The organism is Streptomyces sp. NPDC051207, assembly GCF_040682395.1.
Taxonomy (GTDB): Bacteria; Actinomycetota; Actinomycetes; order Streptomycetales; family Streptomycetaceae; genus Streptomyces.
In genome coordinates this window covers 1-23,951 of record NZ_JBFBAX010000053.1, presented here as the reverse complement: position 1 = coordinate 23,951, position 23,951 = coordinate 1, and the positions used below count along the sequence as shown (strand labels likewise).

General features: G+C 71.6%; 25 protein-coding genes, 1 pseudogene and 1 riboswitch. Of the genes and pseudogenes, 25 read left to right on the top strand and 1 reads right to left on the bottom strand.

Annotated features, from left to right (window positions below; translation table 11 throughout):
* Nucleotides 1–316 precede the first annotated feature (316 nt).
* The 16 genes and pseudogenes from rpsP to AB0M97_RS29725 all read left to right on the top strand — a co-directional run bounded on the left by rpsP (nt 317) and on the right by AB0M97_RS29725 (nt 12,583).
* Nucleotides 317–736 carry a 30S ribosomal protein S16 gene (gene rpsP, locus AB0M97_RS29800; protein WP_279551342.1) on the top strand — a complete coding sequence of 140 codons (420 nt, stop codon included), beginning with the start codon at nt 317–319 and terminating at the stop codon, nt 734–736.
* A 2-nt stretch (nt 737–738) separates the two neighbouring features.
* Nucleotides 739–978 carry an RNA-binding protein gene (locus AB0M97_RS29795; RefSeq protein WP_005479813.1) on the top strand — a complete coding sequence of 80 codons (240 nt, stop codon included), beginning with the start codon at nt 739–741 and terminating at the stop codon, nt 976–978.
* An 82-nt stretch (nt 979–1,060) separates the two neighbouring features.
* Complete coding sequence (rimM, locus tag AB0M97_RS29790; RefSeq protein WP_365964088.1) at nt 1,061–1,603, top strand: ribosome maturation factor RimM; 543 nt, start codon at nt 1,061–1,063, stop codon at nt 1,601–1,603.
* Nucleotides 1,604–2,437 (top strand): tRNA (guanosine(37)-N1)-methyltransferase TrmD, encoded by an 834-nt coding sequence (gene trmD, locus AB0M97_RS29785; RefSeq protein ID WP_365964087.1) that lies wholly within the window; start codon nt 1,604–1,606, stop codon nt 2,435–2,437.
* A 135-nt stretch (nt 2,438–2,572) separates the two neighbouring features.
* A complete protein-coding gene (rplS, locus tag AB0M97_RS29780; RefSeq protein ID WP_184827508.1) occupies nt 2,573–2,923 on the top strand; it encodes a 50S ribosomal protein L19 in 351 nt (116 codons plus the stop codon).
* A 45-nt stretch (nt 2,924–2,968) separates the two neighbouring features.
* Nucleotides 2,969–3,685, top strand: a complete 717-nt coding sequence (gene lepB / locus AB0M97_RS29775) for a signal peptidase I (RefSeq protein ID WP_365964086.1) — start codon at nt 2,969–2,971, stop codon at nt 3,683–3,685.
* Nucleotides 3,678–4,790: pseudogene (lepB, locus tag AB0M97_RS29770) on the top strand (signal peptidase I); the annotation flags it as partial. The gene lepB (AB0M97_RS29775) and the pseudogene lepB (AB0M97_RS29770), both read left to right, overlap by 8 nt.
* Nucleotides 4,681–5,658, top strand: a complete 978-nt coding sequence (gene lepB / locus AB0M97_RS29765) for a signal peptidase I (protein WP_365964085.1) — start codon at nt 4,681–4,683, stop codon at nt 5,656–5,658. The pseudogene lepB (AB0M97_RS29770) and the gene lepB (AB0M97_RS29765), both read left to right, overlap by 110 nt.
* A gap of 184 nt (nt 5,659–5,842) precedes the next feature.
* Nucleotides 5,843–6,619, top strand: a complete 777-nt coding sequence (gene lepB / locus AB0M97_RS29760; RefSeq protein ID WP_365964084.1) for a signal peptidase I — start codon at nt 5,843–5,845, stop codon at nt 6,617–6,619.
* 40 nt (nt 6,620–6,659) lie between these two features.
* Nucleotides 6,660–7,157: an NUDIX hydrolase gene (locus AB0M97_RS29755; protein WP_365964090.1), complete on the top strand. Its 498-nt coding sequence runs from the start codon at nt 6,660–6,662 to the stop codon at nt 7,155–7,157.
* A 56-nt stretch (nt 7,158–7,213) separates the two neighbouring features.
* Nucleotides 7,214–7,522 (top strand): DUF2469 domain-containing protein, encoded by a 309-nt coding sequence (locus AB0M97_RS29750; RefSeq protein WP_003965949.1) that lies wholly within the window; start codon nt 7,214–7,216, stop codon nt 7,520–7,522.
* A gap of 151 nt (nt 7,523–7,673) precedes the next feature.
* On the top strand, nt 7,674–8,036 hold the full coding sequence (locus tag AB0M97_RS29745; RefSeq protein ID WP_365964083.1) for a YraN family protein: 363 nt from the start codon (nt 7,674–7,676) through the stop codon (nt 8,034–8,036).
* Nucleotides 8,036–9,661 carry a YifB family Mg chelatase-like AAA ATPase gene (locus AB0M97_RS29740; protein ID WP_365964082.1) on the top strand — a complete coding sequence of 542 codons (1,626 nt, stop codon included), beginning with the start codon at nt 8,036–8,038 and terminating at the stop codon, nt 9,659–9,661. The genes AB0M97_RS29745 and AB0M97_RS29740 overlap by 1 nt, the downstream gene beginning before the upstream one ends.
* Entirely contained in the window at nt 9,658–10,818 is a 1,161-nt protein-coding gene (gene dprA / locus AB0M97_RS29735) for a DNA-processing protein DprA (protein ID WP_365964081.1), read from the top strand. The genes AB0M97_RS29740 and dprA overlap by 4 nt, the downstream gene beginning before the upstream one ends.
* Nucleotides 10,819–11,088: 270 nt before the next feature.
* Nucleotides 11,089–11,931 (top strand): RNA polymerase sigma factor WhiG, encoded by an 843-nt coding sequence (gene whiG, locus AB0M97_RS29730; RefSeq protein WP_365964080.1) that lies wholly within the window; start codon nt 11,089–11,091, stop codon nt 11,929–11,931.
* Between the two features lie 94 nt (nt 11,932–12,025).
* Nucleotides 12,026–12,583, top strand: coding sequence for a helix-turn-helix domain-containing protein (locus AB0M97_RS29725; protein WP_365964089.1), 558 nt, complete (start codon nt 12,026–12,028; stop codon nt 12,581–12,583).
* A gap of 97 nt (nt 12,584–12,680) precedes the next feature.
* Here the strand turns inward: AB0M97_RS29725 and AB0M97_RS29720 are convergent, their stop codons facing one another.
* Nucleotides 12,681–13,361: a M23 family metallopeptidase gene (locus AB0M97_RS29720; protein WP_365964079.1), complete on the bottom strand. Its 681-nt coding sequence runs from the start codon at nt 13,359–13,361 to the stop codon at nt 12,681–12,683.
* A gap of 281 nt (nt 13,362–13,642) precedes the next feature.
* Here AB0M97_RS29720 and rpsB point away from each other — a divergent pair, with 281 nt between their 5' ends.
* The 9 genes from rpsB to AB0M97_RS29675 all read left to right on the top strand — a co-directional run bounded on the left by rpsB (nt 13,643) and on the right by AB0M97_RS29675 (nt 23,780).
* Nucleotides 13,643–14,560: a 30S ribosomal protein S2 gene (gene rpsB, locus AB0M97_RS29715; RefSeq protein WP_365964078.1), complete on the top strand. Its 918-nt coding sequence runs from the start codon at nt 13,643–13,645 to the stop codon at nt 14,558–14,560.
* Between the two features lie 174 nt (nt 14,561–14,734).
* The gene (tsf, locus tag AB0M97_RS29710; RefSeq protein ID WP_365964077.1) at nt 14,735–15,571 is read left to right on the top strand and encodes a translation elongation factor Ts; all 837 of its coding nucleotides are present in this window, start codon (nt 14,735–14,737) and stop codon (nt 15,569–15,571) included.
* Between the two features lie 199 nt (nt 15,572–15,770).
* A complete protein-coding gene (gene pyrH, locus AB0M97_RS29705; protein WP_365964076.1) occupies nt 15,771–16,529 on the top strand; it encodes a UMP kinase in 759 nt (252 codons plus the stop codon).
* Nucleotides 16,530–16,653: 124 nt separating this feature from the next.
* The gene (gene frr / locus AB0M97_RS29700; RefSeq protein ID WP_029385531.1) at nt 16,654–17,211 is read left to right on the top strand and encodes a ribosome recycling factor; all 558 of its coding nucleotides are present in this window, start codon (nt 16,654–16,656) and stop codon (nt 17,209–17,211) included.
* On the top strand, nt 17,211–18,359 hold the full coding sequence (locus tag AB0M97_RS29695) for a phosphatidate cytidylyltransferase (protein ID WP_365964075.1): 1,149 nt from the start codon (nt 17,211–17,213) through the stop codon (nt 18,357–18,359). The genes frr and AB0M97_RS29695 overlap by 1 nt, the downstream gene beginning before the upstream one ends.
* Before the next feature lie 298 nt (nt 18,360–18,657).
* Entirely contained in the window at nt 18,658–19,764 is a 1,107-nt protein-coding gene (rlmN, locus tag AB0M97_RS29690) for a 23S rRNA (adenine(2503)-C(2))-methyltransferase RlmN (protein WP_365964074.1), read from the top strand.
* A gap of 25 nt (nt 19,765–19,789) precedes the next feature.
* Nucleotides 19,790–19,895, top strand: a riboswitch (TPP riboswitch).
* An 80-nt stretch (nt 19,896–19,975) separates the two neighbouring features.
* Nucleotides 19,976–21,064 carry a thiamine ABC transporter substrate-binding protein gene (locus AB0M97_RS29685; RefSeq protein WP_365964073.1) on the top strand — a complete coding sequence of 363 codons (1,089 nt, stop codon included), beginning with the start codon at nt 19,976–19,978 and terminating at the stop codon, nt 21,062–21,064.
* Nucleotides 21,040–22,713 carry an iron ABC transporter permease gene (locus AB0M97_RS29680; protein ID WP_365964072.1) on the top strand — a complete coding sequence of 558 codons (1,674 nt, stop codon included), beginning with the start codon at nt 21,040–21,042 and terminating at the stop codon, nt 22,711–22,713. The genes AB0M97_RS29685 and AB0M97_RS29680 overlap by 25 nt, the downstream gene beginning before the upstream one ends.
* The gene (locus AB0M97_RS29675; protein WP_365964071.1) at nt 22,713–23,780 is read left to right on the top strand and encodes an ABC transporter ATP-binding protein; all 1,068 of its coding nucleotides are present in this window, start codon (nt 22,713–22,715) and stop codon (nt 23,778–23,780) included. The genes AB0M97_RS29680 and AB0M97_RS29675 overlap by 1 nt, the downstream gene beginning before the upstream one ends.
* Nucleotides 23,781–23,951 lie beyond the last annotated feature (171 nt).

The window sequence follows — 23,951 nt, the reverse complement described above, 5'->3', positions numbered from 1 at the left end:
GCGCGGGCCCCGCCCCGGGGGGGGGGGGGGGGGGGTTGGGGGGGGGGGGGGGGGGCCCCGGCCCCCCCCCACGTCGCCTGGCGGGCCGGGCCGTGCACCCGACGCCCTCGGGCGCCGGGTGCTCCCCAGGCATGCCCCGACGTGGCCTCCGTCAAGGGTGACCCGCGGGGTGTGGCACAATGGCTAGCTGTACTCGACAGCCGCACAGGACCCCTCTCTCCTCCGGCTGACGCGTCCATCGGGCACTCGGGTACCGCAACCCCACGCGGCCGTCTCGCCGTGCCCAACCACGTCAAATCCAGGAGAACCCACTCCCGTGGCAGTCAAGATCAAGCTGAAGCGTCTGGGCAAGATCCGTTCGCCCCACTACCGCATCGTCGTCGCCGACTCCCGTACCCGCCGTGACGGCCGGGCCATCGAGGAGATCGGCAAGTACCACCCGACGTACAACCCGTCGGTGATGGAGGTCGACAGCGAGCGCGTGGCGTACTGGCTCTCTGTCGGCGCCCAGCCGACCGAGCCCGTGCTCGCCATCCTGAAGAAGACCGGCGACTGGCAGAAGTTCAAGGGCGAGCCCGCCCCGGCTCCGCTGCTGCAGCCGGCCGAGAAGCCGGCGCGCCCGTCGTTCGAGGCTCTCGGCGGTGACGACGAGGGCAAGGGTGAGGCCATCACCCAGAAGAAGAAGGCTGAGAAGAAGGACGAGGCCGCCGCTGAGTCCGCTTCGACCGAGGCCTGAGCATGCTCGAGGAGGCTCTCGAGCACCTCGTGAAGGGCATCGTCGACAACCCTGACGATGTGCAGGTCGCCTCGCGCGACCTGCGCCGCGGGCGGGTGCTCGAGGTCCGGGTCCACCCGGACGACCTCGGCAAGGTGATCGGCCGCAACGGCCGCACCGCACGCGCTCTGCGCACCGTCGTCGGCGCCATCGGCGGCCGCGGTGTCCGCGTCGACCTCGTCGACGTGGACCACGTCCGCTGACGCAAACGCAGCACCGGCTCGGGCCGGGGAGGGCCAGTGGGCCGTCCCCGGCCCGCAGTCGTATGACAGGAGATCCACAACAGTGCAGCTGGTAGTCGCTCGCATCGGCCGTGCCCACGGCATCAAGGGCGAGGTCACCGTCGAGGTACGCACCGACGAACCGGAGCTCAGGCTCGCCCCCGGCGCCGTCCTGGCCACCGACCCGCCCTCGGCCGGCCCGCTCACCATCGAGACCGGCCGCGTGCACAGCGGCCGTCTCCTGCTGCGCTTCGAGGGCGTGCGGGACCGCACCGCCGCCGAGGCGCTGCGCAACACCCTCCTGATCGCCGACGTCGACCCCGAGGAACTGCCCGAGGGCGAGGACGAGTACTACGACCACCAGCTGATGGACCTCGACGTGGTGACCGTGGACGGCACCGAGGTCGGCCGCATCACCGAGATCTCCCACCTGGCCTCGCAGGACCTGTTCGTGGTCGAGCGCCCCGACGGCAGCGAGGTGCTGATCCCGTTCGTCCAGGAGATCGTCACCGAGATCGACCTGGACGAGCAGCGCGCGGTCATCGACCCGCCGCCCGGCCTGATCGACGACCGCGCCGAGATCGCCTCCTCCCGGGAGGAGGCGTAAATGCGTCTCGACGTCGTCACGATCTTCCCCGAGTACCTCGAACCGCTGAACGTCTCCCTGGTCGGCAAGGCACGCGCGCGTGGGCAACTCGACGTGCACGTCCACGACCTGCGCCGCTGGACGTACGACCGCCACAACACCGTGGACGACACCCCGTACGGCGGCGGCCCCGGCATGGTCATGAAGACCGAGCCGTGGGGGGACGCGCTCGACTGCGTACTCGCCGACGGCTACGAGACCGGCTCCCGCGCGCCCGCCCTCATCGTGCCCACGCCCAGCGGCCGGCCCTTCACCCAGGAACTCGCCGTCGAACTCTCCGAACGGCCCTGGCTGATCTTCACACCGGCCCGTTACGAGGGCATCGACCGTCGCGTCATCGACGAGTACGCCACCCGCCTGCCGGTCTACGAGGTGTCCATCGGCGACTACGTCCTCGCCGGCGGCGAGGCGGCCGTCCTCGTCGTCACCGAGGCGGTGGCCCGGCTGCTGCCCGGCGTCCTCGGCAACGCGGACTCCCACCGCGACGACTCCTTCGCGCCCGGCGCCATGGCGAGCCTGCTGGAGGGGCCCGTCTACACCAAGCCGCCCCAGTGGCGCGGGCGCGGCATCCCCGACGTCCTGCTCAGCGGCCACCACGGGAAGATCGCCCGCTGGCGCCGCGACGAGGCGCTGCGCCGCACCACCGCCCACCGGCCCGACCTCATCGAACGGTGCGACCCCAAGGCCTTCGACAAGAAGGACCGCGAGATGCTCTCCATCCTGGGCTGGGCACCCGACCCGGACGGAGAGCCGTACGGCCGATTTTGGCGCAGGACCGACGGCGTGGAAGAATAGGCCGCTGTTGTGCGTCCGTCCGGCGCGCGCCCCTGCCACAGGGGGAGACGACGCCCGCTCCGACCCGCACACTCCCGAACCGAATCTCCCTAGTGCCGCTGATGACCTGTGGCATCAGCGAAGAAAGCAGACGACATGTCCCACCTGCTCGACTCCGTCGACTCCGCGTCGCTGCGCAGCGACGTTCCGGCCTTCCGCCCCGGCGACACCGTCAACGTCCACGTGCGCGTCATCGAGGGCAACCGCTCCCGTGTGCAGCAGTTCAAGGGCGTGGTGATCCGCCGCCAGGGTTCCGGAGTGCGCGAGACCTTCACGGTCCGCAAGGTCTCCTTCTCCGTCGGCGTCGAGCGCACCTTCCCGGTGCACACCCCGATCGTGGAGAAGATCGAGCTCGTCACCAAGGGTGACGTCCGCCGCGCCAAGCTGTACTACCTGCGCGAGCTGCGCGGCAAGGCGGCGAAGATCAAGGAGAAGCGCGAGAGCTGAGTTCGCGCCGGGATCCACGCGAGGGCCGGATAGCATCTGGCCCCGATGGACACCGAAGCACAGCCGATGGAGCGCGACCGCTCCTCCCGCCCTGCCGGCACCGAGGACACCTCGGATCCGACGGAGCAGGAGGACCGGTCGCGTTTCGCGTTGGTGCCGCGGCTCGCCGGCCGGCTGCCCGGCGGGCGGATCACCCCGACCCTGCTGCTCTGCCTGGTCTTCCTGCTGCTGTTCAGCACGTTCGTGCTGCAGCCCTTCCAGATCCCCAGCGGATCCATGGAACGCGGACTGAGGATCGGCGACCGCGTTCTCGTAAACAAGTTGGCATACCGTTTCGGCGCCGAGCCGCTCCGCGGTGATGTGGTCGTCTTCGACGGACGCGGGTACTTCGGGGACGCCGAGTACATCAAGCGCGTTGTCGGTGTGGGCGGAGACCACGTGGTCTGCTGCGACGGGGAGGGGAGACTCCAGGTGAACGGCCGGTCGGTCGACGAGTCGGCATACCTCTACCCCGGTGACAGCCCGTCCACGGTGCGCTTCGACGTCGTCGTCCCCGACGGCACCCTCTTCGTGCTCGGCGACCACCGCAGCGACTCCAGCGACTCCCGTGACCACCTCGGCTCGCCGGGCGGCGGCATGATCCCCGTCGGCGAGGTCGTGGGCCGCGCCGACTGGATCCTGTGGCCCTTCGGCCGCGCCACCCGCCTCGCGCGTCCCGACGCCTACGCGCGTGTGCCGGCCGCGGAGGGCGCCCATGGGTAACCACGGCAAACCACGCGGCGGGCCCGGCAGCCCCGCGGAGAACCTGCTGCCCACCGGCACCCGGCGGGCGAGCGGCCCGGCCGGTGGCCGTACGCGCGCGGAGCGCCGCAAGCTCCAGCGCAAGGTCAAGCGGCGCCGCAGGCGCTCCGCCGTCAAGGAGGTCCCCCTCCTCGTCGGCGTCGCCGTCCTCATCGCCCTGGTGCTCAAGACGTTCCTCGTACAGGCCTTCGTCATCCCGTCGGGCTCCATGGAGCAGACCATCCGGATCGGCGACCGGGTCCTGGTCGACAAGCTCACCCCGTGGTTCGGTTCCAGGCCCGCGCGCGGTGACGTCGTCGTCTTCCGCGACCCCGGCGGCTGGCTCCAGGGCGAGGCGGCCACGCAGAAGAAGGGCGACCCCGTCGTCGTCAAGCAGATCAAGGAAGGCCTGACCTTCATCGGCCTGCTGCCGTCCGACGACGAGAAGGACCTGATCAAGCGGGTCGTCGGCGTCGGCGGCGACCGCGTCAAGTGCTGCGACGCCGAGGGACGGGTCACCGTCAACGGCGTCCCCCTGGAGGAGGACTACCTCTTCCCCGGCAACGCCCCCTCCAGCACCCCCTTCGACGTCACCGTCCCCGACGGGCGGCTGTGGGTGATGGGCGACCACCGCTCCAACTCCGCGGACTCCCGCTACCACCAGGACACCGGCCACCGGGGCACCGTCTCCGAGGACGAGGTGGTCGGCCGGGCCGTGGTCATCGCCTGGCCGCTGGGCCACTGGAGCACTCTCGAAGAGCCGAAAACGTACGCCTCCGTGGCCGACCGGGGTGGCGTGGAGACCGCTGCCGCGGAGCTGTCGCATAGGGTTGCACCTGACGATCCGGCAACAGCTGCGGCAATCGAACCGGAAAGACTGATTCAGCTCCCGACCCCTGCGGAACTCCCGCTCGTTATGGGAGTGGTGGGCCTGCGTCGCGGATGGGGCAGGCAGCGGCGAGAGGTAAGGAGTTGGCGTGGGGGATGTGGCGGTAGGCGCACGGTCGGGACACGACGGCGAGGATCACCGCGGACGACCCGTGGAGTCGGCCGTCCCGGCCTCCGGCAGCGCCGTGACCTCCGGGAGTGGCTCCGGAGCGGGCGAGGACGACAGGGTGACGGGCGAGCAGACCAGGACCGACGACCAGGAGCCGCAGGGGCCGGCCCCGAAGCCGAAGAAGCCCCGCTCCTTCTGGAAGGAACTGCCGATCCTGGTCGGTATCGCGCTGGTGCTCGCGCTGCTGATCAAGACGTTCCTGGTGCAGGCGTTCTCGATCCCCTCCGACTCGATGCAGAACACCCTCCAGCAGGGTGACCGCGTCCTCGTGGACAAGCTCACCCCGTGGTTCGGCTCCGAGCCCGAGCGCGGCGAGGTCGTCGTCTTCCACGATCCCGACAACTGGCTGGCGGGCGAGCCGACCGCCGACCCGAACGCCCTCCAGGAGTTCCTGAGCTGGATCGGCCTCATGCCGTCGGCCGAGGAGAAGGACCTGATCAAGCGGGTCGTCGGCATCGGCGGCGACACGGTCGAGTGCAAGGGCACCGGCCCGCTGAAGATCAACGGCAAGGCTCTCAACGAGGAGCCGTACGTCTACCCGGGCAACACGCCGTGCAGCATGGACGACCAGGGCGGCCAGTTCAAGGTCAAGGTTCCCGAGGGTCACGTCTGGGTCATGGGCGACCACCGGCAGAACTCCCGCGACTCCCGTTACAACCGGTCCGACAAGAACGGCGGCATGGTCCCGGTCGAGGACGTCGTCGGGCGGGCCGTCGTCGTGGCCTGGCCGGTCAACCGCTGGGACACGCTGCCCGTGCCCGACACCTTCGACCAGGAGGGTCTGAAGGCGGCGCCGGCCGCCGCCCTGTCGGTCGCGCCGCAGGGTCTCGCCCTCGTCGGCGTCGTGCCGTTCGCGCTGTGGCGCCGTCGGCGGATCGCGGTGGCGCAGACCCGCTGACGCGGTCGCCGCTGTCCTGGCCGCCGCCTGTGCCGCCGTCCGGGTCGCCGTCCGCGCCGCGACCTGGCCCGGTGCCGTGGGGCCTGCCGGTGAGCAGGGCCTCGTGAAGCCCTCGTGGAGCTGTGACCCCGCTCCCGGCCCACGGGCTGACCGGGCCGGGTACCGCCGGGTAGGGTGCGGATCCATGGGTGGTCAGAGCACGACACGTACGGCCCCGCGCAGCGGCGGCACGAACAGCGGCCCGGCGGGCACCCGGACCGGGCAGGTCCTGTCCGGTCTGGCGGTGGCACTGGGCCTGGTGCTGTTCCTCGGGGGGTTCGCCTGGGGAGCGGCCGTCTACCGGCCGTACACCGTGCCCACCACCTCGATGACGCCCTCGATCGACGCCGGTGACCGGGTGCTCGCGCAGCGCGTCGACGGCGCCGAGGTGCGCCGCGGCGACGTCGTCGTGTTCGAGGACACCAGCTGGGCCGACGTTCCGATGCTCAAGCGCGTGGTCGCCGTCGGCGGCGACACCGTGGCCTGCTGCCGGGACGGCAAGCTGAGGGTCAACGGCAAGGAGATCGACGAGCCCTACCTCGCCGAGGGCGACGCGGCGGGGGCCGCCAACTTTCCCACCGTGACGGTCCCCGAAGGTCGGCTGTTCCTGCTCGGCGACGAACGCGGCAACTCCGTGGACTCCACCGCCCACCTCGCGGACGCCGCGAAGGGAACCGTCGCGCGCAGCTCCGTCGAGGGCCGCGTCGACGCCGTCGTATGGCCCATGAACGGCATGCTGGAGCGCCCCACCGGCTTCGAGACCCTCGGCAGCCTCTCCACGCCCGGGCCGCTGCGCACGATGGGGGCGCTGATCCTGGGCGGGGCCGTGCTGGTCCTCGGCGGCGCGGCGTACGGGCCCGTCGCCAAGCGGAGAAGCGCCTCCCGCGCGCGGGCCGGGATGGAGCCGGCCGGTGCCCGCTGAGGCGACGGACGCGGGCGACCGCGACACCACCGCGGGCGGGCTGCCTGCCCCGGCGGCCGGGCTGCGCAAGGTGGCGCGGGTCGTCCTGCTCGACCCGCAGGACCGCATCCTGCTGCTGCACGGCCACGAGCCCGAGGACCCGGCCGACGACTGGTGGTTCACGCCCGGCGGCGGCGTGGAGGGCGACGAGACACGTGAAGAGGCCGCCCTGCGGGAACTCGCCGAGGAGACCGGCATCACCGAGGTCGAGCTCGGCCCGGTGCTCTGGCGGCGGACGTGCTCCTTCCCGTTCGCCGGCCGGCGCTGGGACCAGGACGAGTGGTACTACCTGGCTCGTACGACCCGGACGGCGACCGAGGCGCGGGGCCTGACCGAGCTGGAGCGGCGCAGTGTCGCCGGAGCGCGCTGGTGGACGTGTCAGGAACTGACCCGGGCACATGAGACGGTGTATCCGACCAGACTCGCCGAGCTGCTGCGCACGCTGCTCGACGAAGGTCCTCCGGCCGGACCCGTGACCCTGGACACCGAAATCGTCTAGGGGTCCGCGGGACCGGCGCACAATGGTGGAACCGCACGGCTGAAGGGGAACATGCCATGAGCGCCGAGGACCTCGAGAAGTACGAGACCGAGATGGAGCTGAAGCTCTACCGGGAGTACCGCGATGTCGTCGGTCTGTTCAAATACGTGATCGAGACCGAGCGGCGTTTCTATCTCACCAACGACTACGAGATGCAGGTGCACTCGGTCCAGGGCGAGGTGTTCTTCGAGGTGTCCATGGCGGACGCCTGGGTGTGGGACATGTACCGGCCGGCGCGGTTCGTGAAGCAGGTCCGGGTGCTCACGTTCAAGGACGTGAACATTGAGGAGCTCAACAAGAGTGATTTGGAGCTGCCGGGCGGCTGAATGCCGACGGGTGACGGCTGACGCTGCCCACCCTCAGCCCGTCGTCCTCCCCCACAAGGGTGACGGAGTTTTCCACAACCGCTGATCTGTCCACCAAGATCACACGGCTCGCTGAGCTGCCCGCAATGTTGGCGCCGGAGGTGGTGCCGACATGAGCGCACGAGGTGCGATGGGCAAGTACGGCGAGAGTCTGGCCGCGCGGCGGCTGACCGAGGCCGGCATGACGGTGCTGGAGCGCAACTGGCGCTGCGGCAGGACCGGCGAGATCGACATCGTGGCCCGGGACGGGGACGTCCTCGTGGTGTGCGAGGTCAAGACCCGCAGGGGGAGCGCCTTCGAGCACCCCATGGCCGCGGTGACCCCGCAGAAGGCGGCGCGGCTGCGGCAGCTCGCCGAGCGCTGGCTCCACACCCACGGCGGAGCACCGCCGGGAGGCGTCCGCATCGACCTGGTGGGCGTGCTGCTCCCGCGGCGCGGCGCGGCGGTCGTGGAGCACGCGCGGGGGGTGTCGTGATGGCGTTCGCCCGTACGTGCTCGGTGGCCCTCGTCGGCGTCGAGGGCGTCGTCGTGGAGGTCCAGGCCGACCTCGAACCCGGCGTCGCGGCGTTCACCCTGGTCGGGCTGCCGGACAAGAGCCTCACGGAGAGCCGCGACCGGGTGCGGGCCGCGGTGGTGAACTCGGGGGCGACCTGGCCCCAGAAGAAGCTCACGGTCGGCCTGAGCCCGGCGTCCGTCCCCAAGAGCGGCAGCGGATTCGACCTGGCCGTTGCGGCAGCTGTCCTGGGAGCGGCGGAACGCATCGACCCGCGGGTCCTCGCCGACATCGTGATGATCGGGGAGCTGGGGCTCGACGGCAGGGTGCGGCCGGTGCGGGGCACCCTGCCCGCCGTGCTGGCCGCGGCGGACGCCGGGTACGAGCAGGTCGTCGTGCCGGAGTGCGCCGCCGCGGAGGCCTCACTGGTGCCGGGGGTGTCGGTCCTGGGGGTCCGCAGCCTGCGGCAGCTGATCGCCGTCCTCGCCGACGAACCGGTGCCCGACGAGGAACCCGACGAACCGGGCCGCCCGGACCCGCTCCTCGCCGGCCTGCGCGTGCCCGGCACGGGAGCCGCCACGGGCATGCACAGCACGGGCGCCGCCCAGCACGACCAGGGGCACGACCTCGCCGACGTCGTGGGCCAGATCTCGGCGCGCACGGCGCTGGAAGTGGCCGCGGCCGGGGGACACCACCTCTTCCTCGAAGGGCCGCCGGGCGCCGGGAAGACGATGCTCGCCGAGCGGCTGCCCGCGGTCCTGCCCCGGCTCGGCAGGCAGGAGGCGCTCGAAGTGACGGCCGTCCACTCGGTGGCGGGCCTGCTGCCACCGGGCAAACCCATGATCGACACCGCTCCCTACTGCGCCCCGCACCACTCGGCGACGATGCAGGCCCTGGTCGGAGGCGGCCCCGGCATCGCACGGCCGGGAGCGGTCTCGCTCTCCCACCGGGGCGTGCTCTTCCTGGACGAGGCGCCGGAATTCAGCAGTCACGCCCTCGACGCCCTCCGCCAGCCCTTGGAGGCGGGACACGTCGTCATCGCGCGCAGCGCCGGAGTCGTGCGCTTCCCGGCGAAGTTCCAGATGGTGCTCGCGGCCAACCCCTGCCCGTGCGGCCGCTTCTCCCAGCAGGACGACTTCTGCGAGTGCGCTCCCTCCGCGATCCGCCGCTACCAGGCCAGACTGTCCGGCCCGCTGCTCGACCGCGTCGACCTCCGTGTCGAGGTGGACCGCGTGACGCGCGCCGAGCTGACCCGGCCCGGCACCCGCGGCGAATCCACCGCCACCGTGGCCGACCGGGTACGGGCAGCCCGGGAGCGGGCGGCGGCACGGCTGGCCGGCAGCCCGTGGCGCACCAACAGCGAGGTGCCCGGACGCGAGCTGCGCAGTCGCTGGTCGGCCGCGCCCGGGGCCATGGACGAGGCCGAGCGGAGCCTGGAGCGCGGCGCGCTCACCGCCCGGGGAATCGACCGGGTCCTGCGGGTCGCCTGGACCGTCGCGGACCTCGTGGGCCACGACCAGCCGGACGCCGCCGACGTCGCCCTCGCGCTGCAACTGCGCACCGGAGTGCCCCGCGGGGTGCCCATGGCCATCGGCGCGCTGACGTGAGCGCCGGTCAGGACCCGGCCGGTGACCTGCTCGACCGCGTCTTCCTCACCCGGGTCCTGGAACCCGGTGACGAGGTCGGGGGGCGGTGGGTGCGGGAGTTCGGGGCGGATGAAGTGGCGCGGCGGCTCAGGGAGGGGGCGCCGCCGCTGCCGGGGGTGAGCGGGACGCGGTGGGCGGGGCTGCTCGCGCGGGCCGGGCAGGCCGATCCCCGGCGGGACCTCACCGTGGCGCGGGAGGCCGGTGTGCGGTTCGTGCGGCCCGGCGCGGCCGAGTGGCCCGGCCAGCTCGACGACCTCGGCGACGCCCGGCCGCTGGGGCTCTGGGTGCGGGGGCGGCCCAGCCTGCGGATGTGGGCGCTGAAGTCCGTCGCGGTCGTCGGCGCCCGCGCCTGCACCGAGTACGGCGCGCACATGGCCGCCACCCTCGCCGCCGACCTGGCCGGACGCGGCTGGGTCGTCGTCTCCGGCGGAGCCTACGGCGTCGACGGCGCCGCCCACCGGGGCGCCCTCGGCGCCGGCGGAGCCACCATTGCCGTGCTGGCCTGCGGCGTCGACCGGCCCTACCCGCGCGGCCACACCGGGCTGATCAACAGAATCGCCGGACAAGGGCTGGTGGTGGGCGAGTTGGCGCCCGGGGACCATCCGACCCCGAGCAGGTTCGTCCTGCGCAATCGGGTGATCGCCGCGCTCACCCGCGGGACCGTCGTTGTCGAGGCCGCCCACCGCAGCGGCTCACTCGTCACCGCGCGCGCCGCCCAGCGGCTCGGGCGCCACACGATAGGGGTACCCGGACCGGCCACCAGCGGCCTCTCCGCGGGCGTGCACGAACTGCTGCGCGGCGGCGCCGTCCTCGTCACCGACGCCGCGGACGTCATCGAGATGGTCGGCGACATCGGCGAACTCGCCCCCGACCGGCGCGGCCCCGTACTGCCCCGTGACCTGCTGCAACCCCACGCCCGGCAGGTCCTCGCCGCCCTGCCCGGGCGCCGCGCGGCGACGACGGCGGAGATCGCGCGAGGCGCTCAGACGACCGAGGACGAGGCGATCGCGAGACTGTACGAACTCAGAGCACTTGGATACGTCGAACGAGATGACGACGGCTGGAAGTTGACACGCCAGGCGGTGATGTCGGTCCGGGACGGCCGGCGCCCGTCCTGACGGAGCGTGTTCGGCCGTCCGAGGGAACGCCGACGCCCTTGGGAATTCCCGTAGTTGGCCCATCCCGGTGATCACGCACAGCGATCACGGTGCCCCCGGGGAGCGCCCTGCGGAACGTATCTGCGCACCCCCGCCGCCGCCGTCTTCGCACACCGCGACACTGCAGTCACGCTACGCTCACGAGGATTGCGACGCAGAGCGCAACTCGGCATCAGGCCGACAGCTCACCCAGGTACCACCACTCCACAGCAGAACGGCACAAGGCGACGAATGCCCCAGCACACCTCCGGGTCCGACCGGGCGGCCATCCCCCCAGCCGCCCGTGACGGTGGCAGCGTGCGGCCGCCCGCTCCCTCGACGCTCGACGAACTGTGGCGGTCGTACAAGGCGACCGGGGACGAGCGGCTGCGGGAGCAGCTCATCCTCCATTACTCGCCGCTCGTGAAGTACGTCGCGGGACGGGTCAGCGTCGGCCTGCCGCCCAATGTGGAACAGGCCGACTTCGTCTCGTCCGGAGTGTTCGGGCTGATCGACGCGATCGAGAAGTTCGACATCGACCGGGAGATCAAGTTCGAGACGTACGCGATCACCCGGATCCGCGGCGCCATGATCGACGAACTGCGGGCGCTCGACTGGATCCCGCGCTCGGTGCGGCAGAAGGCCCGCAACGTCGAGCGCGCCTACGCGACCCTGGAGGCCCGGCTGCGGCGGACCCCCTCGGAGACCGAGGTCGCCACCGAGATGGGCATCGCGGTGGACGACCTGCACGCGGTGTTCAGCCAGTTGTCGCTGGCCAACGTGGTCGCGCTGGAGGAGCTGCTGCACGTCGGAGGCGAGGGCGGCGACCGGCTCAGCCTCATGGACACCCTGGAGGACACCACCGCCGACAACCCGGTCGAAGTGGCCGAGGACCGGGAGCTGCGGCGGTTCCTGGCGCGGGCGATCAACACCCTGCCCGAGCGGGAGAAGACCGTCGTCACGCTGTACTACTACGAGGGCCTCACCCTCGCCGAGATCGGCAATGTGCTCGGGGTGACCGAGAGCCGCGTCAGCCAGATCCACACCAAGTCGGTCCTGCAGCTGCGGGCGAAGCTGGCCGGCTTCGGCCGCTGATCCGGCCGGAAGAGGACAGTCCGGCCGGTGTCTCTCCCACCGGGAGCGGTCCCTCCGTAAGCTGGACGGCGTGCCAAGGATTCGAGCGGCCTCCGTGGCCGAGCACCGGTCGATGCAGCGAGCCGCCCTGCTGGACGCGGCACGCTCCCTGCTGTCCGAGGGCGGGACGGAGGCGCTGACCTTCCCGGCCCTCGCCGAGCGCACGGGGCTCGCGCGCTCGTCCGTGTACGAGTACTTCCGCTCGCGGGCGGCCGTGGTCGAGGAACTGTGCCAGGTCGACTTCCCCCTCTGGGCGGCCGAGGTCGAGGCGGCGATGGACCGGGCCGACGGGCCCGAGGCCAAGGTCGAGGCGTACGTCCGCAAGCAGCTGGAGCTGGTCGGGGACCGGCGGCACCGGGCCGTCGTGGCGATCTCCGCGAGCGAGCTGGACCCCGGGGCACGGGAGAGGATCCGGGCGGCGCACGGCGCGCTGATCGCGATGATCGTCGAAGCGCTGGAGGAGCTGGGCCACGCCGAGCCGCGCCTGGCGGCCCTGCTGCTCCAAGGCGTCGTCGACGCGGCCGTACGCCGCATCGAGCTGGGAGCGGCGGAGGAGCCGGGGGTCGTGACGGAGGCGGCGGTGTCGATGGTGCTGGGAGGCGTGCGGGGGTGAGAGCGGCGTCCGGCGGGGTGCCGACGGCTCGGCGTAGCGGCTGACGTCGCGGTCGCTGTGCCGTCCCCACGCCGGCCTCGACGCCGTGCGTCCGGTGTCACTCCGGTAGAGGCACTCCCAGTACCGGGAGGAGTCTCGGTGGTGTGTTGCCCGCCAGCCACGGTGGGAGCAGGGCCAGCGGGTTCAGGTAGGTGTCTGTCGCGCGCAGGCCCCAGTGCAGGCAGGCGGGGCCGCCGCAGTGGGCGGACGGGTCCAGCGTGCCCACGATGTCGCCGGCCGCCACCTCGGTGCCCTCCCGCACCGACGGCCGCACCGGTTCGTACGTCGTGCGCAGTGGGGGTGTGCCCGTGCCCGTCAGCTCCACCGACACCACTCCGCGTCCCGCGACCCGGCCCGCGAAGGAGACCCGCCCCGGGGCCACGGCCCGTACGGGTGCGCCCGGTGGGGCCGCCAGGTCGACGCCCCGGTGGCCCCTGCCGTACGGCGTGGCGGGCGGGTCCCAGCCGCGCAGCACCACGGGGCGCAGGCCCACCGGCCAGGCCCTGCCCACGGCCGGTACTCCCGGGCCCGGTAGCCCTGGGCCTGGCGCCCCGGGCCCCGACGCGGCCGGGGCCGATGCGGTGGCCGGCACCAGCGGTCCCGGGCTGCCCGCCCGAGCCGCCCCCGCCCAAGCCGCCCCCGTCAGTGGCGCTCCCGTCAGTACCGCGGTCCCCAGCACCGCCCCCGTCAACATCCACAGCAACCCCGTACCCGGCCACCCGTATCGCCTCGTTCGCATGTCAGGAACCGTGCCGCACGTTCGGTGGTCGGCGCTCGGGCCTGTGGACAACCGCCGCGTTGTGGGTATCGGCGTCACCCGGTGGCTTCCGGGTCCCGTACACTTCTGGTGGCGATCCGGGTCACCGGGTCGACTTCGCACGCCCCGACACCGGGGCCCGGCGCGAGCCGGTGTCCAGGTGTCAGCGCCTCTCGGTCCTTCGCGGCACGGCGCACGCGGGCGTCAGGCGCGGAAGCCGTCCGGTTTCCGCGGCACAACCGAGAAACACGAGGAGAGCGGCCATGGCCGTCGTCACGATGCGGGAGCTGCTGGAGAGCGGCGTCCACTTCGGTCACCAGACCCGCCGTTGGAACCCGAAGATGAAGCGCTTCATCTTCACGGAGCGCAACGGCATCTACATCATCGACCTGCTCCAGTCGCTGTCGTACATCGACCGCGCCTACGAGTTCGTCAAGGAGACCGTCGCCCACGGCGGCACGGTCATGTTCGTCGGTACGAAGAAGCAGGCGCAGGAGGCCATCGCCGAGCAGGCGACCCGCGTCGGCATGCCGTACGTCAACCAGCGCTGGCTGGGCGGCATGCTCACCAACTTCTCGACCGTCTACAAGCGTCTGCAGCGCCTCAAGGAGCTTGAGCAGATCGACTTCGAGGACGTGGCCGCCTCCGGCCTCACCAAGAAGGAGCTGCTCGTCCTCTCCCGCGAGAAGGCCAAGCTGGAGAAGACCCTCGGCGGTATCCGCGAGATGCAGAAGGTGCCCAGCGCCGTCTGGATCGTGGACACCAAGAAGGAGCACATCGCGGTCGGCGAGGCCCGGAAGCTCAACATCCCGGTCGTCGCCATCCTCGACACCAACTGCGACCCCGACGAGGTCGACTACAAGATCCCGGGCAACGACGACGCGATCCGCTCCGTCACCCTGCTCACCCGCGTGATCGCGGACGCCGTCGCCGAGGGCCTCATCGCCCGTTCCGGCGTGGCGACCGAGGGCAAGGGCGAGAAGGCCGCGGGCGAGCCGCTCGCCGAGTGGGAGCGCGACCTGCTCGAGGGCGACAAGAAGGCCGACGAGGCCCCGGCCGCCGAGGCCGCCCCCGCCGCCGAGGCAGCGCCCGAGGCTGAGGCAGCGCCCGAGGCCGAGGCCGAGAAGCCCGCCGAGGAGCCCGCCGCCGAGGCTCCGGCCGCCGAGGCCGAGCAGGCCTGACCCGTCAGTGTCGGTGTTGACGGCGGGAGCGGGGACATGAAGTCCGCTCCCGCCGTTCACCCGTAGGTCAGCGGTGTGTCAGCGGTCCACGGTCCCCACGGATGTACCACTGGACGTGGACGGCAGACTCCGTAGATCTTCGATCTTCCAGACTTCAGAAAGACACACAGACTCATGGCGAACTACACCGCCGCCGACGTCAAGAAGCTCCGCGAGCTCACCGGCGCCGGCATGATGGACTGCAAGAAGGCGCTGGACGAGGCCGAGGGCAACGTCGAGAAGGCCGTCGAGGCGCTCCGTATCAAGGGCCAGAAGGGCGTCGCCAAGCGCGAGGGCCGCTCCGCCGAGAACGGCGCGGTCGTCTCGATCATCGCCGACGACAACTCCTCCGGCGTCCTGGTCGAGCTGAAGTGCGAGACGGACTTCGTCGCCAAGGGCGAGAAGTTCCAGTCGGTCGCCACGGCGATCGCCGAGCACGTCGCCAAGACCTCCCCGGCGGACATCGAGGCGCTGCTCGCCTCCGAGATCGAGGCCGGCAAGACCGTCCAGGCGTTCGTGGACGAGGCCAACGCCAACCTTGGCGAGAAGATCGTCCTGGACCGCTTCGCGCAGTTCTCCGACGGCTACGTCACGGCGTACATGCACCGCACGATGCCCGACCTGCCGCCGCAGATCGGTGTCCTCGTCGAGCTCGACAAGCCGAACGCGGAGGTCGCCAAGGGCGTCGCCCAGCACATCGCCGCCTTCGCGCCGAGGTACCTCTCCAAGGAGGACGTGCCGGCCGACGTCGTCGAGACCGAGCGCCGCGTCGCCGAGGAGACCACCCGCGCCGAGGGCAAGCCCGAGGCCGCCCTGCCGAAGATCGTCGAGGGTCGCCTCAACGGCTTCTTCAAGGACGCCACGCTGCTGGGCCAGCCGTACGCGCTCGACAACAAGAAGTCCGTCCAGAAGGTCCTGGACGAGGCCGGTGTCACCCTGAAGCGCTTCACGCGCATCAAGGTCGGCATCTGAGTCCGTACCGCGACCGGTACCCGGCCCCTATAGGGTCGAGTGCAGTCGGCCATGCCGCCCGCGGAAGCCATTCCGCACGCGCGTGGTGCGGGCGACAGCAGATCTGACGAGGAGGCCATTGCCGAGCATGGGATGCGAACCACGCCCCACCGGCAATGGCCTTCTTCGTATGTGCGACACGTAAAAGAGGCGAGTTCCCATGAGCACCAAGGCCCAGAAGAGCGACGACGGCAAAGTACCCGGCCGGTTTCTGCTGAAGCTGTCCGGAGAGGCCTTCTCCGGCGGCGGGGGCCTGGGGGTCGACCCCGACGTGGTGCACGCCATCGCCCGTGAGATCGCGGCGGTCGTCCGCGACGGGGCACAGATCGCGGCCGTCATCGGCGGCGGCAACTTCTTCCGCGGCGCGGAACTCCAGCAGCGCGGCATGGACCGGGCCCGCTCCGACTACATGGGCATGCTCGGCACCGTGATGAACTGCCTCGCCCTCCAGGACTTCCTGGAGAAGGAGGGCGTGGACTGCCGCGTGCAGACCGCGATCACCATGGGGCAGGTCGCCGAGCCGTACATCCCGCTGCGCGCCGTGCGCCACTTGGAGAAGGGCCGCGTGGTCATCTTCGGCGCCGGTATGGGCATGCCGTACTTCTCCACCGACACCACCGCCGCGCAGCGCGCTCTGGAGATCGACGCCGAGGCGCTGCTGATGGGCAAGAACGGTGTCGACGGGGTCTACGACTCCGACCCGAAGAAGAACCCCGACGCGGTGAAGTTCGACCACCTCGGCTACGGGGAGGTCATCACGCGCGATCTGAAGGTCGCCGACGCCACCGCGATCACGCTGTGCCGCGACAACAAGCTGCCGATCGTCGTCTTCGAGCTTCTGTCGGAGGGCAATATCGCTCGCGCCGTCAAGGGTGAGAAGATCGGCACGCTTGTGGGTGACCAAGGAAGCCGGGACTGACCGGCCGGGGGATGGACAATGTCCTGCCGGTCGGGAACCGTGCAGGAAGAAGACGCGACGCAGCCGGCCGCCGCCCCGACAAGGAACCGCAGCCGGGCCTACTCAAGACACGCAGGAGCAAGTGGTGATCGAAGAGACCCTCCTCGAGGCCGAGGAGAAGATGGAGAAGGCCGTCGTGGTCGCCAAGGAGGACTTCGCCGCGATCCGCACCGGCCGTGCGCACCCGGCGATGTTCAACAAGATCGTGGCCGACTACTACGGCGCGCCGACGCCGATCAACCAGCTGGCCTCGTTCTCCGTGCCCGAGCCGCGCATGGCCGTGGTGACCCCGTTCGACAAGAGCGCTCTGCGCAACATCGAGCAGGCGATCCGCGACTCCGACCTGGGCGTCAACCCGAGCAACGACGGCAACATCATCCGGGTGGTGTTCCCCGAGCTCACCGAGGAGCGCCGCCGCGAGTACATCAAGGTCGCCAAGAGCAAGGGTGAGGACGCCAAGGTCTCCATCCGCTCGGTGCGCCGCAAGGCCAAGGACGCCATCGACAAGCTGGTCAAGGACGGCGAGGTCGGCGAGGACGAGGGCCGCCGTGCGGAGAAGGAGCTCGACGACACCACCGCGAAGTACGTCGCGCAGGTGGACGAGCTCCTGAAGCACAAGGAAGCGGAGCTGCTCGAGGTCTGATGAACGACTCTTCCTGGGGCGCGCCGCCACAAGCCGGGTACTGGGGGCCCACCGACCGGGGCCCCGGCCAGGGATATGCCCCGGGGCATGTCCAGGGGACTGCCCCGGCGGGTCCCTCGTACGACGCGCACGACGCGCAGCAGACTCGTCCCATGCCCATCGTGCCCGACGTACCCGATCACGGCGGAGACCAGGATGACGACCGGGGGGCCGCTCGGCTGAGCGGCCCCTTGTTCCGCGACGAGACGCCGCGGGCACACCCGTACGGGGAGGTGCCGCAGAATCCGGAGCCCATGCCCGACGCCCCGCAGCCGGCGCCGAAGCCGCACAAGAAGAGCGCGGGCCGTGACCTGGGTGCCGCGATAGGGGTCGGTGTCGGGCTCGGCGTGGTGATCGTCGCGTCGCTGTTCGTCGTCAAGGCCGTGTTCGTGGGTGTCGTCGCGGTCGCCGTCGTCGTCGGGCTGTGGGAGCTGACGAAGCGGCTCGACGAGCGCAGGGGCATCAAGGCGCCGCTCGTGCCGCTGGCGGTCGGCGGCGCGGCCATGGTGGTCGCGGGCTATGTGCGCGGTGCCGAGGGCGCGTGGGTGGCGATGGCGCTGACCGCGCTGGCGGTGCTGGTCTGGCGCATGACGGAACCGCCGGAGGGCTACCTCAAGGACGTCACCGCGGGCGTCTTCGCGGCGTTCTACGTGCCGTTCCTGGCGACGTTCGTGGCGATGATGCTCACCGCCGACGACGGGTCGCTGCGGGTCCTGACGTTCCTGCTGCTGACGGTGGTCAGCGACACCGGCGCGTACGCGGTGGGCTGGCGGTTCGGCCGGCACAAGCTGGCGCCGCGCATCAGCCCCGGCAAGACCCGCGAGGGGCTGCTCGGCGCGGTGGCGTTCGCGATGGTGGCGGGCGCGCTGTGCATGCAGTACCTGATCGACGACGGCACCTGGTGGCAGGGCCTGCTGCTCGGTTTCGCGGTCGCGGCCAGCGCCACGCTGGGCGACCTCGGCGAGTCGATGATCAAGCGGGACCTCGGCATCAAGGACATGGGCACGCTGCTGCCCGGGCACGGCGGCATCATGGACCGGCTGGACTCACTGCTGCCCACCGCGCCCGTGGTGTGGCTGCTGCTGGTGCTGTTCGTGGGGTCCGGCTGACGTCTCGGTACCGCAACCGTCGGTGAAGGCTCGTCGTCCTCTGGGACGGCGAGCCTGCGTCATGAGCGCACACAACGGGGAGAGCGGGATGGGCAGACGGACGAGACCGTGCGGGGTGGCGGTGCGACAGCCGTGGGTGCGGGTGCGGAGGCGGAGGTGGAAGTACTGCAGAAGGCACCGCCAGACGCTGCTGCGCTCGGTGATGGAACTCATCGGCGACTCCTTCTGACCCGCCTGCGGGACGCCGGTCCGGCGGCCCGGCGGGCGGCCTCCGTGGATCTGCGACACTGGTACAGCCATGCCTAAGCCCGGAGAACTTACTTTCGTCGCCCCGCGCGGAGCCAAGAAGCCGCCGCGGCATCTTGCCGATCTCACGCCTGCCGAGCGCAAGGAGGCTGTTGCCGCGATCGGTGAGAAGCCGTTTCGTGCCAAGCAGCTCTCGCAGCACTACTTCGCGCGGTACGCGCACGAGCCGGAGCAGTGGACCGACATCCCGGCCGCCGCCCGGCCCAGGCTTCAGGAGGCGTTGCTCCCGGAGCTGATGACGGTCGTGCGGCATCTGTCGACCGACCAGGGGACCACCCGCAAGACGCTGTGGCGGCTGTTCGACGGGACGCTCGTCGAGTCGGTGCTCATGCGCTACCCGGACCGGGTCACCATGTGCATCAGCTCCCAGGCGGGCTGCGGGATGAACTGCCCGTTCTGCGCGACCGGGCAGGCAGGCCTCGACCGGAACCTGTCCACCGCCGAGATCGTCCACCAGATCGTGGACGGGATGCGGGCGCTCCGGGACGGTGAGGTGCCCGGCGGGCCCGCCCGGCTGTCCAACATCGTCTTCATGGGCATGGGCGAGCCGCTCGCCAACTACAGCCGCGTCGTCGGCGCCATCCGCCGGCTCACCGACCCCGAGCCGGACGGGCTCGGGCTGTCGCAGCGCGGCATCACCGTGTCGACCGTCGGTCTCGTCCCGGCGATCCACCGGTTCTCCGACGAGGGCTTCAAGTGCCGGCTCGCGATCTCGCTGCACGCCCCCGACGACGAACTGCGCGACACCCTCGTCCCCGTCAACACGCGGTGGAAGGTGCGCGAGGTCCTCGACGCCGGGTTCGCGTACGCGGAGAAGTCCGGGCGGCGGCTGTCCATCGAGTACGCGCTCATCCGGGACATCAACGACCAGGCGTGGCGTGGCGACCGGCTCGGCCGGCTGCTCAGGGGCAGGCCCGTGCACGTCAACCTGATCCCGCTGAACCCGACGCCCGGCTCCAAGTGGACCGCCTCGCGGCCCGAGGACGAGAAGGCGTTCGTCGAGGCGATCGCCGCGCACGGTGTGCCGGTGACCATCCGGGACACCCGTGGCCAGGAGATCGACGGGGCGTGTGGTCAGCTCGCCGCCACCGAGAGGTAACCTGACCAGCAGTACGAACATCTGCATATTCCGACAGGGGAGCGCCACAGCGCTGAGAGTGCGGTACCGGCCGCAGACCCTCCGAACCTCGCCCAGGTCATTCTGGGTAGGGAGATCGGTCATCACTCGAGCTGTTGCGCCCTGCCCGCGGACCCCCAGGGGTCGCGGGCAGGGCCGCGTCTCTTCCTGGTCAACCCCAGGAGGAATTTCCGTGAACATCACCATCAAGCGGCTGACGGCCGCGGTCGTCGGGCTCGGCATGGCGGGCGGCCTGGCCGCGTGCGGCTCGTCCGGAGACGACGGGGCGTCCTCCGGCGGCTCCAAGACCGTCACCCTGGTCAGCCACGACTCGTGGGCCGCCTCCAAGAGCGTCGTCGCCGCCTTCGAGAAGGAGTCCGGCTACCAGGTCAAGGTCCTCAAGGACGGCGACGCCGGCACCGCCGTCAACAAGGCGATCCTGACCAAGGACAACCCGCAGGGTGACGTCCTCTTCGGCGTCGACAACACCCTGCTCTCCCGCGCGCTCGACAACGGCCTGTTCCAGCCGTACGAGCCGAAGGACTCCGAGCGGATCGCCCCGCAGTACCGGGCCGACGAGGGCAAGCACCGCGTCACGCCCGTCGACACCGGCGACATCTGCGTCAACTACGACAAGGCCTGGTTCAGCGAGCACAAGCTGACCCCGCCCGAGACCTTCGAGGACCTGACCGAGCCGCAGTACAAGAACCTGCTGGTCACCGAGAACGCCGCCACCTCCTCGCCCGGCCTGGGCTTCCTGCTCGGCACCGCCGCCAAGTACGGCGACGACGGCTGGCCGGACTACTGGAAGAAGCTCAAGGCCAACGGCGTGAAGGTGGTCGACGGCTGGGAGCAGGCCTACAACGAGGAGTTCTCCGGCTCGGCCGGCGGCAGGAAGGCCAAGGGCGACCGGCCGCTCGTCGTGTCGTACGCGTCCTCGCCGCCCGCCGAGGTCGTCTTCGCCGACCCGAGGCCCGGCACCGCGCCGACCGGTGTCGCCGGGGGCACCTGCTTCCGGCAGGTCGAGTACGCGGGGCTGCTGAGCAACGCCAAGAACCCCGAGGGCGGCAAGGCGCTGCTGGACTTCCTGATCAGCAAGCGGTTCCAGGAGGACATGCCGTTGAACATGTTCGTGTACCCGGTGCGCGAGGACGCCGAGGTGCCCGAGGAGTTCACCAGGTTCGGGCCGCAGGCGAAGGACCCGCAGACCCTGGAGCCGGCGAAGATCGCCGGTCACCGTGACCAGTGGGTCAAGTCGTGGACCTCGCTCGTCCTGAAGTGACCGGGGCCGCCGCACGGCGACGCGGGAACGCGGCGCGGCTCGGGCTGATGGCCCTGCCCGTCGCGTTCTTCGCGGTCTTCTTCGCCTACCCGGTCGCCGCGATCGTCGCGCGCGGCCTGAAGACCGGCGAGGGCTGGCACCTCGGCCGGATCGCCGACGTGCTCCAGGAGCCCGGCGTCCGGCACGTGCTGTGGTTCACCACCTGGCAGGCGTTCGTCTCCACGGCGCTCACGCTGCTGATCGCGCTCCCCGGCGCGTACGTCTTCGCGCGCTTCGCATTCCGGGGCAAGCAGGTGCTGCGGGCACTCGTGACGGTGCCGTTCGTGCTGCCGACGGTCGTCGTCGGTACGGCGTTCCTGGCGCTCGTCGGCCGCGGCGGGCTCCTGGACGAACTGTGGGGCGTCCGGCTCGACACCACCGTGTGGGCGATCCTGCTCGCCCACGTCTTCTTCAACTACGCCGTCGTCGTACGGACCGTCGGCGGGCTGTGGGCCCAGCTCGACCCGCGGCAGGAGGAGGCCGCGCGGATGCTCGGCGCCTCGCGGCTGCGGGCCTGGCGGCAGGTCACCCTGCCCGCGCTGGCGCCCGCCGTGGCCGCCGCGGCCCTCATGGTCTTCCTGTTCACCTTCACGTCGTTCGGTGTGGTCCAGATCCTCGGCGGGCCCACCTTCTCGACGCTGGAGGTCGAGATCTACCGGCAGACGTCGGAGATCTTCGACCTGTCCACGGCGGCCGTCCTGACGATGATCCAGTTCGTGGCCCTCGGTGCCGTCCTCGCCCTGCACGCCTGGACCGTACGGCGCCGGGAGACCGCGCTGCGGCTGGTCGACGCCTCGGTGACCGCCCGCCGGCCGCACGGCGCGGGGCAGTGGGCGCTGCTCGCGGGCGTCGTGGCGACCGTCGGCGTGCTGCTCGTGCTGCCGCTCGCCGTGCTGGTGCGGCGCTCCCTGGACGCGCCGGGGCTCGGCTACTATCGGGCGCTGACCGGCGAGGACGGCGGAGTGTTCCTCGTCCCGCCGATCGAGGCCGTCGGCATCTCGCTCCAGTACGCCGTCGCCGCCACCGCCATCGCCGTGGTGATCGGCGCTCTCGCCGCCACCGCGCTGACCCGGCGGGACGCGGGGGCGTTCGTGCGGGGCTTCGACGCGCTGCTGATGCTGCCGCTCGGCGTGTCCGCCGTGACGGTCGGCTTCGGGTTCCTCATCGCGCTCGACGAGCCACCGCTCGACCTGCGGGCCTCCTGGATCCTCGTGCCGCTCGCCCAGGCGCTGGTCGGCGTCCCCTTCGTCGTACGGACCATGCTGCCCGTGCTGCGCGCGGTGGACGCCCGTCTGCGGGAGGCCGCCGCCGTGCTCGGCGCGTCGCCGTGGCGGGTGTGGCGCGAGGTGGACCTGCCGCTGGTGCGGCGGGCGCTGCTGATCGCGGCCGGGTTCGCCTTCGCGGTGTCGCTCGGCGAGTTCGGGGCGACCGTGTTCATCGCGCGGCCCGACCGTCCGACGCTGCCGGTGGCGGTGGCGCGGCTGCTGGGACGGCCCGGGGACCTCAACTACGGCCAGGCGATGGCCCTTTCGACGATTCTGATGATCGTGTGCGCCGTGGCGCTGCTGGTGCTGGAGCGGCTGCGGACCGACCGGACCGGGGAGTTCTGATGCTGCTGAGCCTGCAAGCCGCGACCGTGCGGCTCGGCGGTCGGCCCGTGCTCGACGCGGTCGGCCTGGACGTCGCCGAGCACGAGATCGTGTGCGTCCTCGGGCCCAGCGGCAGCGGCAAGTCCACGCTGCTGCGGGCCGTCGCCGGGCTCCAGCCGCTGCACGCCGGGCGGGTGCTGCTGGACGGGCGCGACCAGGCGGGGGTGCCCGCGCACCGGCGCGGGGTGGGGCTGATGTTCCAGGACCACCAGCTGTTCCCGCAGCGGGACGTCGGCGGCAACGTCGCGTTCGGGCTGCGCATGCACGGCGCGTCCAAGGCCGAACAGCGCACCCGCGTACGGGAGTTGCTGGAACTCGTCGGCCTGCCGGGCGCCGGACGGCGGGCCGTCGCCGCGCTGTCCGGCGGTGAGCAGCAACGGGTCGCGCTCGCCCGCGCGCTGGCGCCCCGGCCGCGGCTGCTGATGCTGGACGAACCGCTCGGCCAGCTCGACCGGTCGCTGCGCGAGCGGCTCGTCGTGGAACTGCGGGAACTGTTCGGCCGGCTGGGCACCACCGTGCTCGCCGTGACCCACGACCAGGGTGAGGCGTTCGCGCTCGCCGACCGGGTCGTCGTCATGCGGGACGGGCGGATCGCCCAGTCCGGGACGCCGCTCGAGGTGTGGCAGCGGCCGGCCGACGCCTTCGTCGCCCGCTTCCTCGGCTTCGACAACGTGACCGACTGCGCGGTGACCGGAGAGGCCGCGGACACGCCCTGGGGCAAGGTGCCCGTCCCGGCGGGCGCGCCGCAGGGCCCGCGCGCGCTGCTCGTGCGGCCCGCCGGGGTCCGCCTGGTGCCCCCCGCCGACGGCCTGCGCTGCACGGTGGCCGCCCGCACCTTCAAGGGCACCCATGTCGCCGTACAGCTTCAGCCGGAGAACGCGCCGCGCCTCGAAGCCGCGTGCGCGCTGCGGGCGGCGCCGGAGGTCGGGGACGTGGTCGGCGTGGAGTTCGACGCGGAGGAGACCGTCGTCCTCGACGGTGGGCCGTCCCGGGCGGCGGACGCGGCGCGGCCGGTCCGCACGGCGTAGGTACCGCGTCCGGGGCGAAAGGCCTGGCTGCCGCGTCCGGGGCGGAAACGGTGAACGGCCCGCCCCCGGGGGAATCGGGACGCTGTTGGTTAATCCGGGCCGAGCGTGACGTCGGTCTTCACGATCCAGTTGTGGTCGTGGAGACCGACGTTGTCGTGTGGGGCGGGGTAT

Excerpts from the sequence above, each read along its gene's own strand:
- AB0M97_RS29795 (WP_005479813.1), top strand. The coding sequence starts at position 739 with ATGCTCGAGGAGGCTCTCGAGCACCTCGTGAAGGGCATCGTCGACAAC.
- trmD (WP_365964087.1), top strand. The coding sequence starts at position 1,604 with ATGCGTCTCGACGTCGTCACGATCTTCCCCGAGTACCTCGAACCGCTG.
- rplS (WP_184827508.1), top strand. The coding sequence starts at position 2,573 with ATGTCCCACCTGCTCGACTCCGTCGACTCCGCGTCGCTGCGCAGCGAC.
- lepB (WP_365964086.1), top strand. The coding sequence starts at position 2,969 with ATGGACACCGAAGCACAGCCGATGGAGCGCGACCGCTCCTCCCGCCCT.
- lepB (WP_365964084.1), top strand. The coding sequence starts at position 5,843 with ATGGGTGGTCAGAGCACGACACGTACGGCCCCGCGCAGCGGCGGCACG.
- AB0M97_RS29750 (WP_003965949.1), top strand. The coding sequence starts at position 7,214 with ATGAGCGCCGAGGACCTCGAGAAGTACGAGACCGAGATGGAGCTGAAG.
- AB0M97_RS29745 (WP_365964083.1), top strand. The coding sequence starts at position 7,674 with ATGAGCGCACGAGGTGCGATGGGCAAGTACGGCGAGAGTCTGGCCGCG.
- AB0M97_RS29740 (WP_365964082.1), top strand. The coding sequence starts at position 8,036 with ATGGCGTTCGCCCGTACGTGCTCGGTGGCCCTCGTCGGCGTCGAGGGC.
- whiG (WP_365964080.1), top strand. The coding sequence starts at position 11,089 with ATGCCCCAGCACACCTCCGGGTCCGACCGGGCGGCCATCCCCCCAGCC.
- AB0M97_RS29720 (WP_365964079.1), bottom strand. The coding sequence starts at position 13,361 with ATGCGAACGAGGCGATACGGGTGGCCGGGTACGGGGTTGCTGTGGATG.
- rpsB (WP_365964078.1), top strand. The coding sequence starts at position 13,643 with ATGGCCGTCGTCACGATGCGGGAGCTGCTGGAGAGCGGCGTCCACTTC.
- tsf (WP_365964077.1), top strand. The coding sequence starts at position 14,735 with ATGGCGAACTACACCGCCGCCGACGTCAAGAAGCTCCGCGAGCTCACC.
- pyrH (WP_365964076.1), top strand. The coding sequence starts at position 15,771 with ATGAGCACCAAGGCCCAGAAGAGCGACGACGGCAAAGTACCCGGCCGG.
- AB0M97_RS29695 (WP_365964075.1), top strand. The coding sequence starts at position 17,211 with ATGAACGACTCTTCCTGGGGCGCGCCGCCACAAGCCGGGTACTGGGGG.
- rlmN (WP_365964074.1), top strand. The coding sequence starts at position 18,658 with ATGCCTAAGCCCGGAGAACTTACTTTCGTCGCCCCGCGCGGAGCCAAG.
- AB0M97_RS29675 (WP_365964071.1), top strand. The coding sequence starts at position 22,713 with ATGCTGCTGAGCCTGCAAGCCGCGACCGTGCGGCTCGGCGGTCGGCCC.